General features: G+C 73.2%; 20 protein-coding genes and 1 riboswitch. Of the genes, 12 read left to right on the top strand and 8 right to left on the bottom strand.

Annotated features, from left to right (window positions below):
* The first annotated feature begins 120 nt into the window (after positions 1 to 120).
* Positions 121 to 1578, top strand: a complete 1458-nt coding sequence (locus C5508_RS15700) for a GntP family permease (protein ID WP_104525881.1) — start codon at positions 121 to 123, stop codon at positions 1576 to 1578.
* A gap of 85 nt (positions 1579 to 1663) precedes the next feature.
* Positions 1664 to 3238: an FMN-binding glutamate synthase family protein gene (locus C5508_RS15695; RefSeq protein WP_104525880.1), complete on the top strand. Its 1575-nt coding sequence runs from the start codon at positions 1664 to 1666 to the stop codon at positions 3236 to 3238.
* Positions 3239 to 3261: 23 nt separating this feature from the next.
* Here the strand turns inward: C5508_RS15695 and C5508_RS15690 are convergent, their stop codons facing one another.
* Positions 3262 to 3885: an FMN reductase gene (locus C5508_RS15690; protein ID WP_104525879.1), complete on the bottom strand. Its 624-nt coding sequence runs from the start codon at positions 3883 to 3885 to the stop codon at positions 3262 to 3264.
* A complete protein-coding gene (locus C5508_RS15685) occupies positions 3882 to 5039 on the bottom strand; it encodes an LLM class flavin-dependent oxidoreductase (RefSeq protein ID WP_104525878.1) in 1158 nt (385 codons plus the stop codon). The genes C5508_RS15690 and C5508_RS15685 overlap by 4 nt, the downstream gene beginning before the upstream one ends.
* A 242-nt stretch (positions 5040 to 5281) precedes the next feature.
* Here C5508_RS15685 and C5508_RS15680 point away from each other — a divergent pair, with 242 nt between their 5' ends.
* The 3 genes from C5508_RS15680 to C5508_RS15670 all read left to right on the top strand — a co-directional run bounded on the left by C5508_RS15680 (position 5282) and on the right by C5508_RS15670 (position 7016).
* Complete coding sequence (locus C5508_RS15680; protein WP_104525877.1) at positions 5282 to 6070, top strand: hypothetical protein; 789 nt, start codon at positions 5282 to 5284, stop codon at positions 6068 to 6070.
* A gap of 61 nt (positions 6071 to 6131) precedes the next feature.
* Positions 6132 to 6608 carry a universal stress protein gene (locus C5508_RS15675; protein WP_232797187.1) on the top strand — a complete coding sequence of 159 codons (477 nt, stop codon included), beginning with the start codon at positions 6132 to 6134 and terminating at the stop codon, positions 6606 to 6608.
* 207 nt (positions 6609 to 6815) lie between these two features.
* Positions 6816 to 7016: a hypothetical protein gene (locus C5508_RS15670; protein ID WP_104525875.1), complete on the top strand. Its 201-nt coding sequence runs from the start codon at positions 6816 to 6818 to the stop codon at positions 7014 to 7016.
* A gap of 93 nt (positions 7017 to 7109) precedes the next feature.
* On the opposite strand, the gene C5508_RS15665 is transcribed toward C5508_RS15670, so the two are convergent.
* Positions 7110 to 7763 carry a TetR/AcrR family transcriptional regulator gene (locus C5508_RS15665; RefSeq protein ID WP_104525874.1) on the bottom strand — a complete coding sequence of 218 codons (654 nt, stop codon included), beginning with the start codon at positions 7761 to 7763 and terminating at the stop codon, positions 7110 to 7112.
* A 145-nt stretch (positions 7764 to 7908) separates the two neighbouring features.
* On the opposite strand from C5508_RS15665, the gene C5508_RS15660 reads away from it, so the two are divergent.
* The 5 genes from C5508_RS15660 (at position 7909) to C5508_RS20010 (ending at position 12396) form a co-directional block, all read left to right on the top strand.
* Positions 7909 to 9390: a flavin-containing monooxygenase gene (locus C5508_RS15660; protein WP_104525873.1), complete on the top strand. Its 1482-nt coding sequence runs from the start codon at positions 7909 to 7911 to the stop codon at positions 9388 to 9390.
* Positions 9390 to 10238, top strand: coding sequence for an SDR family NAD(P)-dependent oxidoreductase (locus C5508_RS15655; RefSeq protein ID WP_104525882.1), 849 nt, complete (start codon positions 9390 to 9392; stop codon positions 10236 to 10238). Before C5508_RS15660 ends, C5508_RS15655 begins: the two co-directional genes overlap by 1 nt.
* Before the next feature lie 4 nt (positions 10239 to 10242).
* The gene (locus C5508_RS15650) at positions 10243 to 10896 is read left to right on the top strand and encodes a class I SAM-dependent methyltransferase (protein WP_104525872.1); all 654 of its coding nucleotides are present in this window, start codon (positions 10243 to 10245) and stop codon (positions 10894 to 10896) included.
* 133 nt (positions 10897 to 11029) lie between these two features.
* A riboswitch (cyclic di-AMP (ydaO/yuaA leader) is annotated at positions 11030 to 11177 on the top strand.
* Between the two features lie 191 nt (positions 11178 to 11368).
* Positions 11369 to 12151, top strand: coding sequence for an aggregation-promoting factor C-terminal-like domain-containing protein (locus C5508_RS20015; protein ID WP_198598122.1), 783 nt, complete (start codon positions 11369 to 11371; stop codon positions 12149 to 12151).
* On the top strand, positions 12109 to 12396 hold the full coding sequence (locus C5508_RS20010; RefSeq protein ID WP_198598121.1) for a DUF72 domain-containing protein: 288 nt from the start codon (positions 12109 to 12111) through the stop codon (positions 12394 to 12396). Before C5508_RS20015 ends, C5508_RS20010 begins: the two co-directional genes overlap by 43 nt.
* Before the next feature lie 4 nt (positions 12397 to 12400).
* Here the strand turns inward: C5508_RS20010 and C5508_RS15640 are convergent, their stop codons facing one another.
* Positions 12401 to 13612, bottom strand: a complete 1212-nt coding sequence (locus C5508_RS15640) for a glycoside hydrolase family 3 N-terminal domain-containing protein (RefSeq protein WP_104525870.1) — start codon at positions 13610 to 13612, stop codon at positions 12401 to 12403.
* 89 nt (positions 13613 to 13701) lie between these two features.
* Between C5508_RS15640 and C5508_RS15635 the strand changes: the two genes are divergently transcribed.
* Positions 13702 to 13908, top strand: coding sequence for a hypothetical protein (locus tag C5508_RS15635; RefSeq protein WP_104525869.1), 207 nt, complete (start codon positions 13702 to 13704; stop codon positions 13906 to 13908).
* 133 nt (positions 13909 to 14041) lie between these two features.
* Positions 14042 to 14434 carry a hypothetical protein gene (locus C5508_RS15630; protein WP_104525868.1) on the top strand — a complete coding sequence of 131 codons (393 nt, stop codon included), beginning with the start codon at positions 14042 to 14044 and terminating at the stop codon, positions 14432 to 14434.
* Here C5508_RS15630 and C5508_RS15625 read toward each other — a convergent pair.
* The 4 genes from C5508_RS15625 to C5508_RS15610 all read right to left on the bottom strand — a co-directional run.
* Positions 14428 to 14874: a hypothetical protein gene (locus C5508_RS15625; RefSeq protein WP_104525867.1), complete on the bottom strand. Its 447-nt coding sequence runs from the start codon at positions 14872 to 14874 to the stop codon at positions 14428 to 14430. The genes C5508_RS15630 and C5508_RS15625 overlap by 7 nt on opposite strands.
* A gap of 49 nt (positions 14875 to 14923) precedes the next feature.
* Positions 14924 to 15742, bottom strand: coding sequence for an MEDS domain-containing protein (locus C5508_RS15620; protein ID WP_104525866.1), 819 nt, complete (start codon positions 15740 to 15742; stop codon positions 14924 to 14926).
* A 104-nt stretch (positions 15743 to 15846) separates the two neighbouring features.
* Entirely contained in the window at positions 15847 to 17262 is a 1416-nt protein-coding gene (pntB, locus tag C5508_RS15615; RefSeq protein ID WP_104525865.1) for a Re/Si-specific NAD(P)(+) transhydrogenase subunit beta, read from the bottom strand.
* A partial coding sequence (locus tag C5508_RS15610) for a proton-translocating transhydrogenase family protein (protein WP_232797186.1) occupies positions 17259 to 17689 on the bottom strand: 431 nt, incomplete at its 5' end. The genes pntB and C5508_RS15610, both read right to left, overlap by 4 nt.

Here is a 17689-nt window from a genome sequence, read left to right as displayed (position 1 = left end):
GCTGCGCCCGCTGATGGTCCGGTCCACGACGGCCCTCGGTGACATCCTGACCGCGCTCGACGACGGCACCCCGTCGGCGAACAGCGCTCCCCACGCCCCGTCCCACCCCGCGGAGGAACCGTGCCCGAGGTCGAACCCGTCCTGAGCGCCGGACCGTTGCTGCTGATCGCGGCGGCGGCGGTCGGCGTCCTGCTGTTCCTGATCATGAAGCTCAAGCTGCACGCCTTCCTGGCGCTGATCCTGGTCAGCCTGCTCACTGCGCTGGCCACCCGGATCCCGCTGGAGGACGTCGTCGGCACCCTGACGACCGGCTTCGGCAGCACACTGGCTGGCGTCGCGCTGCTGGTCGGGCTCGGCGCGATGCTCGGCCGGCTCCTGGAGCACAGCGGCGGGGCGCAGGTGCTGGCCGACAGCCTCATCCGCCGCTTCGGGGAGAAGCGGGCGCCGCTGGCCCTCGGCGTGGCCGCGCTGCTGTTCGGCTTCCCGATCTTCTTCGACGCCGGGCTCGTCGTCTTCCTGCCCATCGTCTTCACCGTGGCCCTGCGGCTGGGTGGCTCGCTGCTGACCTACGGGCTGCCGGTCGCCGGCGCGTTCGCGGTCATGCACGCCTTCGTGCCGCCGCACCCCGGCCCGGTCGCCGCCGCCGAGCTGATCGGTGCCGACATCGGCCTGGTCCTGGTCTTCGGCCTGCTGGTCGGCCTGCCGACCTGGTACCTCGGCGGCTACCTGTTCGGCCTGTGGGCCGGTCGCCGCTACGACGTCGCCGTCCCCGACATCCTGGGCGGCGGCGCGACGCAGGACGACACCCCGGACCCCTCGGTCGAGGGCACCTCGCCGGCGATCGCGTCCGGGGGCGGCACGCGCACGGAGACCGCGACCCGGCCGGCCCCGCCGCGGTTCGGCACGGTCGTGGGCCTCCTGCTGCTGCCGCTGGTGCTGATCTTCCTCAACACCGGGCTCAGCACCCTGGCCACCGCCGGCACGCTGGACGAGGAGTCGTTCGTGGTGCGCGCCGGTCAGCTGCTCGGCGCCACGCCCGTGGCCCTGCTCATCACCGTGCTGGTCGCCAGCGTGGTGCTCGGCCTGCGGCGGGGGGAGAGCGGCGCCCAGGTGGAGTCGATCGTCAACAGCGCCCTGGGGCCGGTCTGCGCGATCATCCTGATCACCGGTGCCGGCGGCATGTTCGGCGGCGTCCTGCGGGCCAGCGGGATCGGGACGGCGCTGGCCGACGTGCTGGGCGACATCGGGCTGCCGGTGATCGTGGCGGCCTTCGTCGTCTCGGTGCTGCTGCGGGTGGCCCAGGGCTCGGCGACGGTCGCGCTGACGACGGCGGCCGGGCTGATGGCCCCGGTCGTGGAGGCGACCGACGGCCTCTCGTCGTCCGACCTCGCGCTCATCGTCATCGCCATCGCCGGCGGGGCCACCGTGCTCTCGCACGTGAACGACTCGGGGTTCTGGCTGGTCAGCCGGTTCTTCCGGATGGACGAGAAGACGACGCTCAAGACCTGGACGGTGATGGAGACTCTGCTCGGCACCATCGGCTTCCTGATCGCGCTGGTGCTGAGCCTGTTCCTGTGACGCGGTGCGGCCGGCCCGGCGGACCCTCGTGCGCCCGGCCGGCCGCAGCCACTGCGCACCGGCCCGCTCCGCGCGATAGTGGGGCATGGCGCTTCTTGCACGTGCCGCGGCCGCCGGCATCTCGGCGCTGACCGCGGTCGCCGTCCGCGACCTCCTCCAGCGCGAGCACACCCTGCTGCGCAACTACCCGCTGGTCGGCCATGCCCGGTATCTGCTGGAGGCCATCGGCCCGGAGCTGCGCCAGTACCTCGTGGCCGGCAACAACGAGGAGCGGCCGTTCACCCGGGACCAGCGGCGCTGGGTCTACGCCTCGAGCAAGCAGGAGAACAACTACTTCGGGTTCGGCACCGACAACGACCTGGAGTACACCGCCGGCTACCCGGTGATCAAGCACCGCACCTTCGGCCGGGCCGTCCCCGCCTCCCACGTGCAGGCCGGCCAGCACGTCGAGCTGCCGTGCGCCAAGGTGCTGGGCGCCGCACGCGGCCGGGCGCAGGCCTTCCGCCCCGGCTCGGTGGTCAACGTGTCGGCGATGAGCTTCGGCTCGCTGTCGGGGGCGGCCGTCGAGGCGCTCAACCGCGGTGCGGCCATGGCCGGCTGCCTGCACAACACGGGGGAGGGCGGGCTCTCGGCCCACCACCGGCACGGGGGCGAACTGGTGTTCCAGATCAGCACCGCCTACTTCGGCTGCCGTGACGAACGGGGCCGGTTCGACCTCCAGCGGCTGTGCGACCTGGTGGCCGGGGCTCCGGTGCGGGCGCTGGAGATCAAGCTCAGCCAGGGCGCCAAGCCGGGTCTCGGCGGTGTGCTGCCCGCGGCGAAGGTGTCGGCCGAGATCGCCGCCGCGCGCGGCGTGCCCCAGGGGGTGGACTGCGTCAGCCCGTCCCGGCACGCGGAGTTCTCCGACGTCGACAGCCTGCTGGACTGGGTGGAGCTCCTCGCCGACGCGACCGGCCTGCCGGTCGGCATCAAGTCCGCAGTCGGCGACATGGCCTTCTGGGACGAGCTGACCGCACTCATGGCCAGCACCGGCCGGGGCGTGGACTTCGTGACCGTCGACGGCGGCGAGGGCGGCACCGGGGCGGCTCCGCTGATCTTCACCGACTCGGTGTCGCTGCCCTTCCAGCTCGGCTTCGCCCGCGTCCACGCCACCTTCGCGCGGGCGGGGCTGGCCGAGGACGTCGTCTTCGTCGGCGGCGGCAAGCTCGGGCTGCCCGACAACGCAGTCGTCGCCTTCGCGCTCGGCTGCGACATGGTGAACATCGCCCGTGAGGCGATGCTGGCCATCGGCTGCATCCAGGCGCAGAAGTGCCACACCGACACCTGCCCGACCGGCGTCGCGACGCAGAACGCATGGCTGGCCCACGGCTTGGACCCGGCGCTCAAGTCCGTCCGGCTGGCCAACTACGTGCGCACCCTGCGGCGTGACCTGCTCAAGGTGTCCGAGGCCTGCGGTGTCGAGCACCCCGGGCTCATCGACACCGGCTCGGTCGAGGTGCTGACGGGCCGGACGGAGTCGCGGCCGCTCGACGAGGTCTACGGCTACGAGCCGGGGTGGGGCCTCCCGTCGGCGGCCGACCGGGCGGCGATCGCCGCCATCATGGCGGGGGAGTCGCCGCAGGGTGGCAGCGCGCCGCCGTCGGGCACCGCGGTGGGCTGAGCGCCTCGGTCGCTGGGGCGGGGTCAGGCGCCGCCGCGGAGCAGGTCCTCGAACGACGTCGTCGGATCGGCGAACGGATCGGCCGGAACCGCCGGCGGACGGCCGGCCACCAGGTCGGCGAGCTCCCCGGCGGCCCGGCGCACCCGGCCGGTGAGGGCGGGTGTGCCGGTGTCGCCGGTGGCCCAGTCCTCGGAGGCGGCGAACACCGCGGTGGGAGCCACCGTCGCGCGCAGGTAGGCGAAGAGCGGACGCATCGCGTGCTCCAGCACCAGCGAGTGCCGCGCGGTGCCGGCCGTCGCGCCCAACAGCACCGGCTTGCCGGTCAGCGCGTCCTTGTCCAGGACGTCGAAGAACGTCTTGAACAGGCCGCTGTAGGACGCCGAGAAGACCGGGGTGACGGCGATCAGCCCGTCGGCCCCCACGACGGTGTCCACCGCCCCTTTCAGCGACCGGTTGGGGAAGCCGGTGAGCAGGTTGTCGGCCAGGTCGCGGGCGTGCTGCCGCAGCTCCACCACCTCGACGGTGACGGGGACGTCCCTCTCCCGCAGGGCGTCCGCCGTCGTCGCCGTCAGCCGGTCGGCCAGCAGCCGGGTCGACGACGGGACGCCCAGCCCGGCGCTGACGACCGCCAGCGTGCGGGTGCTCATCGGGTCGCCTTCTCGGTGGCCCGGCCGGGGGCCTGCCCGGTCACGCCGTCACCGGCGGCGTGCACGGTGACGTCCTTGGCCCCGCCGGCCGCGGCCACGCGCGAGGCGTGGGTCGGGGCGTCGGGCACGTGCGCGGGCTTGAGCGCGGCGAACTCCTTGCGGAGCACCGGCACGACCTCCTCGCCCAGGATGTCGAGCTGCTCCAGCACCGTCTTCAGCGGCAGGCCCGCGTGGTCGATGAGGAACAGCTGGCGCTGGTAATCGCCGACGTAGTCGCGGAAGCCGAGGGTCCGCTCGATGACCTGCTGCGGGGAGCCGACCGTCAGCGGGGTCTCGCGGCTGAAGTCCTCGAGCGACGGGCCGTGGCCGTAGACCGGCGCGTTGTCGAAGTAGGGGCGGAACTCGTTCACGGCGTCCTGGCTGTTCTTCCGCATGAACACCTGGCCGCCGAGCCCCACGATGGCCTGGTCGGCGGTGCCGTGGCCGTAGTGCTCGTAGCGACGGCGGTAGAACTCGACCATCCGCTGGGTGTGCTCGGCCGGCCAGAAGATGTGGTTGGAGAAGAAGCCGTCGCCGTAGTACGCGGCCTGCTCGGCGATCTGGGGGCTGCGGATCGAGCCGTGCCACACGAACGGCGGCACGCCGTCGAGCGGGCGAGGCGTGGAGGTGAAGCCCTGCAGCGGGGTGCGGTACTTGCCCTGCCAGTCGACGACGTCCTCGGTCCAGAGCCGGCGCAGCAGCGCGTAGTTCTCGACGGCGAGCTCGATGCCGTTGCGGATGTCCTGGCCGAACCACGGGTACACCGGTCCGGTGTTGCCGCGGCCCATCATCAGGTCGACGCGGCCGCCGGCGAGGTGCTGCAGCATCGCGTAGTCCTCGGCGATCTTCACCGGGTCGTTGGTGGTGATCAGCGTCGTGGACGTGGAGAGCTGGAGCTTCTCGGTCCTCGCGGCGATCCAGGCCAGGGTCGTCGTGGGGGAGGAGGAGAAGAACGGCGGGTTGTGGTGCTCGCCGAGGGCGAAGACGTCGAGTCCGACCTCCTCGGCCTTCTGCGCGATGGTCAGGACCGCCTGGAGGCGCTCCGCCTCGGTGGGGGTGCGGCCGGTGGTCGGGTCGGTCGTGATGTCGCTGACCGTGAAGATGCCGAATTGCATGTCCGCCTCCGTCTAGTTGAGAGTGCAACTATCTCACCGGTCTCAACGCGGCGGCACCCGCAGCTATGCCCGGCACCCCCGGCGGGGGAGGAGCGCTCCAGGCAGCGGTCCGTAGTCGGCCCGGTACGCGGCGACGTGGCACCACGGGCCTCCGGCGTGGCGGATCACGGCCCTGTCACGGCGGCCGGTGCGCCCGACGGCATCTGGCAGATTCGGTTGCACCTAACTTCCCAGGGGGGCACATGCGCTCGGTCCGGCGTGTCGAATTCGTCGACAACCGTGTCGTCGACGGTGAGGCGGCGGAGGGTCCCGCCGGGAAGCCGCCGCGCCTCGCCGGCGATCTGGAGTCGCTGCTCGACCACCGCCCGGTGTTCCGGGGGTCGGTCCGTGGCTACGACCGCCTCGAGGTGGACAACTACGTCGCCTGGGCCGAGAGCGAGCTCGCCGCGGCGCAGCGGGAGCGGGAGCACCTGCTCGACCGGGTGGTCGCCGGTGCCACGGAGCTGGAGATCTCCCGGCGGCTGCTCGCGGAGCGCGCCCCGGCCCGGCCGGTGGTCAGCGACCGGGTGGGGGAGATCCTCCGGCTCGCCGAGGACCAGGCCGCGGAGGTCGTGGCGGCCGCGGAGAGCGAGGCCGACCGGATCCTCGCCGAAGCACGCCTGGAGGCCGACGCGCGGTTGCGCAAGGCGCACGAGATCCGCGAGATGGCCGCCGACGTCGCCGACCAGCTGCGGGCCGACGCCCAGCGCGATCGTGCGGAGGCAGCGGCCCTGCTGGCCCAGGCCGGCCGGGGTGCCGAGGCCCTGCTGCGGGAGGCCGCCGAGGAGCGGGACAAGCTGGCCGCCGAGGCCCTGCAGGAGCGCCGCCGGCTCGCCGCCGAGGTAGCCGACCTGCACCGCCAGCGCGAGCAGGCGCGGGCCGCCCTCCGGGAGCTCACCGACCGGCTCGGCGAGGCGCTCCGGGCCGTGGGGGTCTCCGATGCCGACGAGCTCGTCCTGGTCGGCGGACCGGGGGAACCGGTTCCCGCCTGAGCCCGCCGGTGGGAGGCCGGCCCGACCGGCGGACCAGGAAAGGCGGTCAGGAGTGGACGAGGTGCACGAGACCGTGCCCATCAACGGCGGGATCGTCGTGGGGCACGACGGCTCGGCCTGTGCCCAGGAGGCCCTGCGGTGGGCCGGCCGGCTGGCGCTGCGGGCCGGCCTCGACCTGCACGTCGTCCGCGGCTGGTCGATGACGACCGCGCCGCGGCCCGCGACCTGGGAGCCGGGGTACGTACCGCCCCTGGCGGACTGGCAGCGGGCGGTGCTCGATGAGCTGTCCGCGCAGGTCGCGGCGGCCGGCCTCGACGCGGCGGTGCGGGTGACCCCGCACGTCGTGCACCGCGCGCCGGTGCAGGCCCTGCTCGGCGCCGCCGAGGGAGCCGACCTGCTGGTCGTCGGTGCGCGGGGGAGAGGCGGTTTCGCCGGCCTGCTCCTGGGCTCGGTCGGTGACCAGCTGGTCCACCACGCGCCGTGCCCGGTGACGGTGGTGCGCAGCGGGCACGGCGGGCACGCGTTCACCGCGGACTGACCCGTCGCGGACGTCGGGCAGACTGCCGCGGACCTGCGGACGCCCCGCGGTCCGGAGCGGAGTACGGCGTGCGCGACTTCAGCGGGACCACGGTGGTCACGGTCGGCGCCCTCGGCGAGGGCGATCTGCTGGTCTGCTCCTCCGAAGGTCTTCGTCGACGACCTGCCCGGGCACCCCGACAACATCGCCCTGGGGTTCGACGGGCTGGTGTGGATCACGCTGCCCAGTCCGCGGGTGGCCGCCCTGACGGCGATCCATCGCCTCCCCGCGCCGCTGCGAGTCCTGCTCAGCAAGCTGTCCCCGAGCCTGCAGCCCAGTCCCGGGCGGACGCTCGGTGTGCTGGCCGTCGACGCCGAGGGCCGGGTGGTGCACCGGTTCAGCGGGGAGATCCCCGCTTCGAGATGCTGACCGGGGTCCGGGAGGCGCGCGGCCGGCTCTGGTTCGGCAGCCTCACCGGCAGCACCGTGGCCACCCTGGAGTTGTGAGCGGGGGAGGGGTGAGTCAGCCGCCCTCGACCGCGCCGTAGACCGAGGACAGCCACACGCCCAGCAGGACCCGGACGACGTCGGACTCCGCGAGCGAGGGCCCGTCGCCGGTGAAGGTCGCGTAGATGACGCGCTCGTTCATCGAGGTGAGCGCGATCGCGAGGTCCCGGGCGGGCAGACCCGGTGGGGCCGCCCCGCGCGCCCGCTCGGCCTCGATGGCGTCGGCGCACTGCTGCACCCAGCGCTCGAACACCGACGACCAGAGTGCTCGCACCTCGGCGTTGCTCGACCGCGCCTCCGCCCAGGCCACGGTGAGGGCGCGGTGGGCGCGGAAGGTCTCGTAGTAAGCGGCGATCGCCCGTTCCCAGCCCTCGCGGGCGGTGGCCGCCGGGGCGCCGAAGACCTGCGCCATCGCGGTGTCGGCCTCGGCGACGACCCGGTCGAGCAGGGTCAGCAGGACGGCGTCCTTCGACGAGAAGTAGAAGTAGAAGGTGGGCCGGGAGATCCCGGCGCCGCGCGCCAGGTCGTCGACGGAGATGGCGCTCAGGGGGCGCTCGGCCAGCAGTCGCTCGGCGGTCGCGAGGATCGCCAGTTCGCGGTCGTCACCGGAGGGCCGGACGGGCCGGCGGCCGCGTCCGGTGCTGAGGGCGTTCCCCGGTGCAGCCGGCACAGCGCAGAAGGATAGCCGCTGCGTCCGCGTAACTCGACACGGTGTTGACTCGTTCGACAAGGCGTCGATAGCGTCCTCGCGCAGAGTTCTGCGAGCGACGACCAAGCCCCGGCCGCGGCCGGACGAGCAAGCGGAGAGTGCGCACATGGCGAGCGAGCACCTGGACGTCCTGGTCGTCGGTGCCGGCCTCTCCGGCATCGGAGCGGCCTGCCACCTCGAGACCGAGCGGCCCGGCACCACGTACGCCGTGCTGGAGTCCCGGGCCGCGATGGGCGGCACCTGGGACCTCTTCCGTTACCCCGGCATCCGCTCGGACTCCGACATGTTCACGCTCGGCTACTCCTTCCGGCCGTGGAAGGAGTCCAAGTCCATCGCCGACGGCGCCGACATCCGCCGCTACATCGAGGACACCGCCCGCGAGTACGGCGTCACCGACAAGATCCGGTACCACCACCGGGTCCTCTCCGCGGACTGGTCGAGCGCGGACAACCGCTGGACGGTGACCGCCGAGCGCACCGACACCGGCGAGAGGGTCACGCTCACCTGCTCCTGGCTGCACACCTGCGCCGGCTACTACCGCTACGACGAGGGCTTCCGCCCCACGTTCGAGGGCGAGGAGCGCTTCGGCGGGCAGATGATCCACCCGCAGCACTGGCCCGAGGACCTCGACCTCTCGGGCAAGAAGGTGGTCGTCATCGGCAGTGGCGCCACCGCGGTCACCCTGGTGCCCAACCTCGCCGACGAGGCCGAGAAGGTCACCATGCTCCAGCGGACGCCGAGCTACATCCTGTCCCTGCCGGGGCGCGACCCGCTGGCCAAGGCGCTCCGGAAGCGGCTGCCCGACCGGATCTCGTATCCGATCGTGCGCTGGAAGAACGTGCTCACCTCCACCGCGCTCTACCAGCTGAGCCGCCGGCGCCCGGCGCTGGTGCGCTCGCTCATCCGCCGGCTGACGGCCAAGCAGCTGCCCGGCTTCGACGTCGACACGCACTTCAACCCGCCGTACGACCCGTGGGACCAGCGGCTGTGCCTCGTCCCCGACGGCGACCTGTTCCGCACCCTGCGCAAGGGCAGGGCCGACATCGTCACCGACCGGATCGCCACGTTCACAGAGACCGGCATCCAGCTCGAGTCGGGGAAGCACCTCGAGGCCGACGTCGTGGTCACCGCGACCGGGCTCAACCTGCTGCCCGCGGGCGGTATGACGCTGTTCGTCGACGGCGAGCAGGTCGAGCTGTCCGAGACCGTCTCCTACAAGGGGATGATGCTCTCCGGCGTGCCGAACTTCTCCATGGTCATCGGCTACACCAACGCCTCCTGGACGCTGAAGGCCGACCTGGTCAACCGCTACGTCTGCCGGCTCCTGGACCACCTCGACGCCCGCGGCTACGTCTCGGCCACGCCGGTCGCGCCGCCCGAGGGTGCCGACGCGCCCTTCCTCGACCTGGCCTCGGGCTACGTGCAGCGCAGCCTCGACGGGCTGCCCAAGCAGGGGGGCCGCACGCCGTGGAAGCTGCACCAGAACTACATCCTCGACGTCCGGATGATGAAGCGCGGATCGCTGGAGGACGAGGGCATGACCTTCCAGGAGAAGGCGACCGTCACCGGTGCGCAGGCGGTGGCGTGATGCGCGACTACGTCTTCGCCGGCGGCACGGCGGTCGTGACCGGCGCCGCCAGCGGAATCGGTGAGGCGCTGGCGCTCGACCTGGCCGGCCGGGGCAGCCACCTGGTCCTGGTCGACCGGGACGCCAAGCGGCTCGACGACGTCGCGGGCCGGATCCGCGCCCGGCACGCCGGGCTGCGGGTCGCCACGCACGTCGTGGACCTCGCCGACGACACGGCCACGGCGGCCCTGGCCGGGACTCTGGCCGCCGAGCACCCCGAGACGACGCTGCTGGTCAACAACGCCGGAGTGGCGCTGGGCGGTCGCTTCGACCAGGTGAGCATCGAGGACTTCGACTGGGTGATGGCGATCAACTTCACCGCCGTCGTCCGGCTCACCCACGCGTTGCTGCCGGTGCTCAAGGCCCACCCGGGCGCGCACGTCGTCAACGTGTCCAGCGTGTTCGGCATCTTCGCGCCCGCCGGGCAGGCGGCCTACGCGGCGAGCAAGTTCGCCGTCCGGGGCTTCAGCGAGTCCCTGCGGCACGAGCTGGCCGACGACGGCATCGGCGTCACCGTGGTGCACCCCGGTGGCATCCGGACGCGGATCGCCGAGAGTGCACGCACCGGCTCCGGCGTCTCGGCCGAGGAGTACGCGGAGGGCCGCAAGCAGTTCGAGAAGCTGCTGCGCATGCCGCCGGAGCAGGCGGCGGCGCAGATCGTGGCGGCCATCGAGAAGCGCCGTCCGCGGCTGCTCATCGGCTGGAGCGCGAAGGTGCCCGACGTGCTCGTGCGGCTGATGCCGGGGCGCTACTGGCGGCTGGTCGGCAGGGTCGCCGGCAGCCGGCGACAGGCCGCTCGCGCAGACTGACCGCGTGCCCGACGTCCCCCCGGAGTTCATCCGCGCCCACACCCGCCCGGTCCGCACCGAGCTGGTGCCCGAGGTCGAGCTGCTGATCGCCGCCGACGTCGTCGCCCTGTGGGAGGCGATGGAGACCGAGCAGGGGCGCACCTCGACCGATCCGCCGTTCTGGGCCGCGGCCTGGCCCGGCGGTCAGGCCCTGGCCCGCTACGTGCTCGACAACCCCGGGCTCGTGGCGGGCAAGGCGGTGCTGGACCTCGGCGCGGGCAGCGGACTGGTCGCCGTCGCGGCTGTCCAGGCCGGTGCCACGTCGGTCCTGGCCAGCGACGTCGACCCGTTCGCCCTGACGGCGATCGCGGTCAACGCCGAGCGCAACGCGGCTACGGGCATCACGCCGGTCGGGAACGTGCTGGACCGGGAGCCGCCCGAGGTGGCGGTCGTCCTGGCCGGCGACGTCTGCTATGACCGGGAGATGACCGACCGGGTGCTGCCCTTCCTGGAGGCGGCCCGCGCGCGGGGCGCCGAGGTGCTCGTCGGCGACCCCGGCCGGGTCTACCTGCCCGAGGACCGGCTGAGCGCCCTGGCCACCTACGACGTGCCCGACACCGAGCCCTCGCCCGACCGGCCCGCGCCGATCCGCCGGACGACGGTGTGGCGGCTGCCCTGAGGGCGGACGGGACCGGGCTCACAAAGCAGTAGTTCGGCCCAAAGCATTGTCACGAACGGATAACGCTGGTTACCGTGGCTGGGCCCGGCCGGTCACGCACTCCCCACCCGGGGAGGTCCGCCGGGCGCCGCCGAGTCGCCCGCCGCCTTCGAGCTGCGGACGAGCCGGGGACCCACCGCAGCACTGGGGCGAATCGCGCGACGGGCACTGTCCGGAGCGGGTAGGGCTACTTCTGAGCCCGAGTCCGTCAGCTAACCCGGTAGGCGGCTGACAGAAGAAACGGAGTACCGCCGCATGGCGAGCCTGCGGGCCCACCTTGCACGGAACAGCAGCCGGTACGGAGCCTCGCGCGCGCCTTCCCCGCGCTGAGTGCCCGGGCGCACCGCCCCTCCCGCTGCCACTCGACCGCTTCGCAGTGTCCGATGCCGACCCGGCCGGATCGCCGCGCCCTGCACCTGGAGCACTTCCCCCCATGAACCTTCGTCTCACCCGTGCCGCACGCCCGACGACCGGCGATCGCCGCTCGGCGCTGCAGGCCCGCCGCCCCGCCCTCCTGCTGGCGGTCGCCGCCGCCGGTGCCCTGATGGTCAACGTCGTCACGACCGACGAGCCGGCCGCCCAGGCCGAGCCCGAGCTGGCCTCGGTCAGCGTCGCCGAGCAGCTCGGCATCTCCGAGCAGGCCCCCGTCGAGGACCACGCCGTCGCCGCCGTGGACTCGCTCGGTGAGCTGGCCGCCAGCCGCAGCGAGCGCCAGGCCGAGCAGGACGCCGCCCTGCGGGCGCAGGCCGCCGCCGACCAGGCGGAGCTGGACCGCCGGGCCGCCGAGGAGGCCGCCCGCGTCGCCGCCGAGCAGGAGGCCGCCCGGGTCGCCGCGGAGCAGGAGGCGGCGCGCGCCGCCGAGGCCGCCGAGGCAGCCGCGTCGTCCGCCCGCCCGGGCCGCGGCACCTCCGCTCCCGTCGCCCCCGCCGGCTCCTACCAGGACTACGCCATGAGCAAGCTCGGCGGCAGCAGCTCGGAGTTCGGCTGCCTGGAGAAGCTCTGGGGCAAGGAGAGCGGCTGGAACCCCAACGCGCAGAACCCCTCGAGCACCGCGTACGGCATCGCGCAGTTCCTCGACTCCACGTGGAAGGGCACCGGGATCGCCAAGACCTCCGACGGCTACCGGCAGATCGACGCGGGCCTGATCTACATCGAGAACCGCTTCGGCTCCCCGTGTGGCGCCTGGTCGCACTCGCAGGCCAAGGGCTGGTACTAAGAGGACCTGCCGGACTGCCGTGCGTCCCGCGCGCCACGGCGCCGTTCGTCCACGTCCGCATGCACGGGCCGGACCACGAGCACCTCGACGGCGGCTCGTACTCCGACGACGACCTGCGCTGGCCGGCCGTCCGCGTGGGGGAATGGCGCGCCGACGGGCGCGAGGTCGACGTCTACTTCACCGACGACGGGCACGGCCATGCCGTCCGGGATGCCGACCGGCTGCGCGAGCTCGCCGGCAGCTGACCCGTCAGCCCAGCAGGCCTGCCCGGTCCTTGGCGGCGAGGGTGGTGCGGACGGCGCCGTCGACGAGCTCGGCGAACGCCGGGTCCTGCTCCGCCCGGGCGACGACGGCGTCGATCATCTCGGGCACCGGTCCGCCGTCCACGGTGAGCACCAGCGTTCCGCCGGCCTCCAGGAACCGCACGGCCCGCTCACCCGGCGGGACGCCTTCGACGGCGTCGGCGTTGGCCAGGTCGTCGGAGATGACCACCCCGTCGAAGCCGAGGCCCTCCCGGAGCAGCCCGGTGACGACCGGCCGGGAGAAGGCCGCCTGGTTCTCGGGGTCGATCAGCGGATAGACGGCGCTGGACATCATCACGAAGGGCTCGGCCGACGTGCGGGCCAGCGCGTCGGAGTAGGTGGTCACCTGCTCGTCCGCCGCGCCCACGCCCGGGTCGACCACGCTGGCCCGGGTGTCGGTGTTGCCCTGCACCCGGCCCAGACCCGGGAAGTGCTTGAGGGTCGGGACGACGCCGTGCGCGGCGAGCCCGTCGGCGATCGCGGCGACGTCCGCGGCGACGTCGGCACCGGTGCTGCCGTACTGCCGGTCCACCGCGCCGATCGGCTCGTTGCCCTCCTCGGACCCGGCTGGGACGACGTCGGCGACCGGTGCGAGGTTGACGTTCAGCCCCGCCGCGCTCATGGCCGCGCCCATCCGCTCGCCCAGCGCCCGCAGCTCGGCGTCGGGCAGCCGGCCCTGCTCCAAGGCCGTCGGGAGCAGCTCGAAGTCCGGCCCCTTGAAGGTCTGCACCAGCCCGCCCTCCTGGTCGGCGGCCACCCACAGCCCGGGGCCCGGGGCGGCCTCCTGCCACTCGCTGGTGTGCGCGGCCAGATCCTCGGCCGAGGCGGTGGTGCGACCGTGCAGGAAGACCCCGCCCACGCCGTCACGGACGACGTCGCGCCCGCTGTCGAGGTCGTCCAGCGGCACGCCGGCCACGAAGAGCTGAGCGACCTGCTCGCGCCGGTCCAGCTCCTGGAGGACGGCGCCGATCCGGTCCTGCGGTGTGGACGGGGCCGCTGACGACGACGCCGGCGCGGTGGTCTCCGCGGGCGAGGACGGCTCCGACGCCGCCGAGGCCGTGGCCGAGACGGTGCGGGTGTCGGTGGAGCCGCAGGCGGTCAGCGCGACACTCAGCGCCGCCGCAGCGACGGCAGGCAGCAGTGGACCGCGGATGCGCACGGTTCTCCCGGGGTCGGGCGGAGTGGACGTCTTCCATGTTCCCGTGCGGCGCCCGGCCATGCGCGGTCGCGGGTGCGCATGGAAGTCAGGTGACCCTGAGTCGCCTCGTCGGCCGCAAGGTGGAGTTCAGCACCGACGGCGCGGCCTGGGTCGCGACCTTCGTCGAGCACGGCACCGGCTCCGTCGTCGTCGGGCACGGCGTCCTGACATTGATCGCCGGGTCGCAGACCGCAGAGGGGCTGGTCCGGGTCCAGCATGTACGCGGCGACCATCTTGGAGCGGTTCGGTCAGCGTGACGGCCTCTCGGTCAGCGTGACGGCCTCTCGGTCAGCTGGACGCCTGCCGCCGGACCGGTCGCCGTCTGACGGGTCGCCCGCGGACGGGCCGACTGCCTAGGGTCGGGCCACCGGATCGAGCTGGAGGAGAACGATGACCGAGCCCGGAGACGCCGACCGATCCGCACCGCAAGGCGGGATCGTCGGCCGATCGATCGACGAGTTCGTCAGCCAGCTGCGCACCTTCACCGACCGGGCCCGCACGGTCGCCGGCAGTGCGACGTCGCGGCTGCCCCTGCCGGCCCTGCCCAGCCCGCCCGGTGCGATGTCGGCCGCCCAGCTGCGCGCGGTCAAGGACATGGTCACCGCCCAGCGCAGCTCCATCGCCGCCATGCGCGCCCAGCTCGACGCCTTCGATGCTCAGCTCGCCGTCTTCGAGCGGATCCTCGACCCGCTGGTCGAGTGGAGCTCCACCTGGGCGCGGCTGGAGGAGGCCGTCGGTGACCTGGTACGCCGGGAACCCGGGGCGGACGGCCCGGCTCAGTAGCCGTCGTCCTCCTCGTCGTCCCGCGGCTTGCGGGGCGGGCGACGGAGCAGGCCGGTCACGGTGCCCATTCGGGTCTGCGCCTGGCGCAGCCCGGAGATCAGCGGCATCAGGTCGTCGTGGATGCGGCGCAGCGTGTCGGGCACCGTGTCGACGGCGGGGTCGTCGAGCACCCGTCCCACCCGCTCCAGTCCCGGCTTGAGCGCCCGCACCGGCTCCTCGAGCTCCTCGACCAGCGTCTCCAGCCGCTCGGCCATCCGCTGCGCCGACGCAATCGTCTCGCGGGCCGAGCTCACCGCCTCGGTGAGCTGCCGGACGGTGCCGTTGAGGTCGGACAGGGTGCGGGGGAGCTGGGCCAGCGCCTCGGTCTGCGTCTGCAGCAGCGTGATCAGCTCGCCGAAGCCCGGGATGCGGGGCAGGCCGAGACCTCGGAAGGGATCCACCAGGAAACCGTCCGCGACCTGCGCCGGGCGTGCAACCCGGCGCGCGGGATCAGGCGGCCGCGGCGAAGGAGACGCCGGCCCACTCGTCGAGGCCCAGTAGCCGCCAGGTGCGCCGGAGCAGGGCGGGGGCGTTCCACAGCTGCACCTGACCGCCGTCCTCGACGACGGCGCGGGCCCAGGCAGCGATGACCCGGCAGGCGGCGACGTCGGCGAACTGCAGCTCGGCCATGTCCAGCGCGTGCGCCCCGGCGTGGGTGGGGGAGGCGCTCAGGGCCCGGGTGAGGCGCTCCGCGCCGACCGTGTCGACCTCGCCGGCCAGCACCAGCCGTCGCCCGTCGAAGAACAGCCGGAACGGCGCCGTGCCAGCCGGCCCGTGCACCTGCGGGTGCACGGCGGCGACGTCGGCGAGGGCGGCGACGGGGAGGTCGGCCCGGTAGGTGCACATCGCCGACATCCCGGGACCGTTGGCCATGAAGTGGTCGGCGACGTGCTCCCAGCCCACCAGTTCGTCGTGGTGTACCGGGTCCCCGGCCAGGTCGCTGACGTCGGCCAGCACCCGGAGCCCGGTGTAACCGTCCGCGAGAGCCTGGCGGGTGGCGGCGTCGTAGAACTCGCGCTGCCCCTCGGCGCTGAAGCCGCCGGCGGCCACGTAGGCCTCCGTGAGGGTCAGCGTCCGGAGCGTCCCGGCGAGGACGAGCGCGTCGACGTCCCCGAGGGCCGGGACCTCTCCGCGCAGCCCCTCGATCGCGCGCTCCCCGACCACCACCAGGCGCTCGCCGCGGGCCAGACCACCGGCGAGGAACGCGATCCCGGCCTCGTGCAGCTCGGCGTCGTCCCGGTAGATCCAGCACACGTGGTCGCGTGCCATCGCGCCAGGGACTTCGCTGACCTGTCCGTGACCGCGCACGTACCTACCGTAGTTCCTCGAGGCCTATCGGAACAGGGACGTTCGGCACTGATCTCGCAGCGATCTCACAGGGCGCGGAGGATGTCCTCCACGCGCTCACGGGCGTCGCCGAACAGCATCCGGCTGTTCTCCCGGAAGAACAGCGGGTTCTGGACCCCGGCGTAGCCGGTGTTCATCGAGCGCTTGAACACCACCACCCGCTCGGCCTCCCAGACCCGCAGCACCGGCATGCCGGCGATCGGGCTGCTCGGGTCCTCCGCCGCGGCCGGGTTCACCGTGTCGTTGGCGCCGATGACCAGGACGACGGAGGTGGCGGCGAGGTCGTCGTTGATCTCGTCCATCTCCAGGACGACGTCGTAGGGGACCTTGGCCTCGGCGAGCAGCACGTTCATGTGGCCGGGCAGCCGGCCGGCCACGGGATGGATGCCGAAGCGCACGTCGACCCCGCGGTCGGTCAGCTTGCGGGTCAGGTCGGCGACCGCGCCCTGCGCCTGGGCCACCGCCATGCCGTAGCCGGGGGTGATGACGACGGACTCGGCGTCGCGCAGCAGCTCCGCGACCTCCTCGGCACCGATCTCGGTGTGCTCGCCGTAGTCGACGTCGGCCGACGCCGCGCTGCCCTCGTTGCCGAACCCGCCGGCGATGACCGACAGGAACGACCGGTTCATGGCCCTGCACATGATGTAGGAGAGGTAGGCACCCGAGGAGCCCACCAGCGCACCGGTGATGATCAGCAGGTCGTTGCCCAGCAGGAAGCCCGACGCCGCCGCGGCCCAGCCCGAGTAGCTGTTCAGCATCGAGACGACGACCGGCATGTCACCGCCGCCGATCGAGGCGACCAGGTGCCAGCCCAGCGCCAGCGCCAGCGCGGTGACGACCGCCAGCACCAGCAGGTTCGGCTCGAGAACGAACACCACCGTCAGGACCGCGAACAGCGCCAGTGCCCCGACGTTGAGCCAGTTCTTACCCGGCAGCACCAGCGGGTTGCTCTTGATCCGTGCCGACAGCTTGAGGAACGCCACGACCGAGCCGGTGAAGGTGACCGCGCCGATGAAGACACCGATCACCACCTCGGCGGAGTGGATGCCCGACTCGGCGCCGGTGAGGACCGGGCCTCCGTCGGAGGGGTCCACGCCCTCGACCGACAGATAGCCGTTCCAGCCCACCAGGACCGCGGCGAGGCCGACGAAGCTGTGCAGCAGGGCGATGAGCTCGGGCATGCCGGTCATCTCGACCCGGCGGGCCCGCCAGATCCCGATCGCGGCACCGATCACCACGGCGATCACCAGCAGGATCAGCCCGATCGCCGAGATGTCGCCGATGACCACGCCGACGGTCGCGGCCAGCGCGAGGGTCATGCCCGCGATGCCGTAGGCATTGCCGGCCTTGGCCGTCTCGTGCTTCGACAGCCCGGCGAGGCTGAGGATGAACAGGAGGCCCGAGACGATGTAGGCCGCCGAGGCAGCGGAGGTGGCGGTCATCGGATCGCGCCCTTCGGGCTCGGGCCGCGGGAGAACATGCCCAGCATGCGGCGGGTGACGGCGAAGCCGCCGAAGACGTTGATGCTGGCGAGCAGGGTGGCGACGAAGGCCAGCGCCCGGACGAATCCGTCGTCACTGCCCAGCTGCAGCAGGGCCCCGACCACGATGATCCCGGAGATCGCGTTGGTGACGCTCATCAGCGGGGTGTGCAGCGCGTGGTGCACGTGCCCGATGACGTAGAAGCCGACCACCACGGCGAGCGCGAAGACGGTGAAGTGCCCGACGAGCTCGTTGGGGGAGAAGGCGGTCACGAGGAACAGCAGCGCCGCGCCCAGGCCGACGAGGGCGAACCGTCGTCCCGGTGAGGCCGGCTCCGGCGGGGGAGCGGGTTCCCTGCGGGCCGGAGGGGCCGCGGCCGGGGCCGGGG

The organism is Blastococcus atacamensis (assembly GCF_002938425.1).
Classification (GTDB): domain Bacteria; phylum Actinomycetota; class Actinomycetes; order Mycobacteriales; family Geodermatophilaceae; genus Blastococcus; species Blastococcus atacamensis.
The sequence above is the reverse complement of the archived record's forward strand: the minus strand, read 5'-3'. Positions and strand labels throughout refer to the sequence as shown.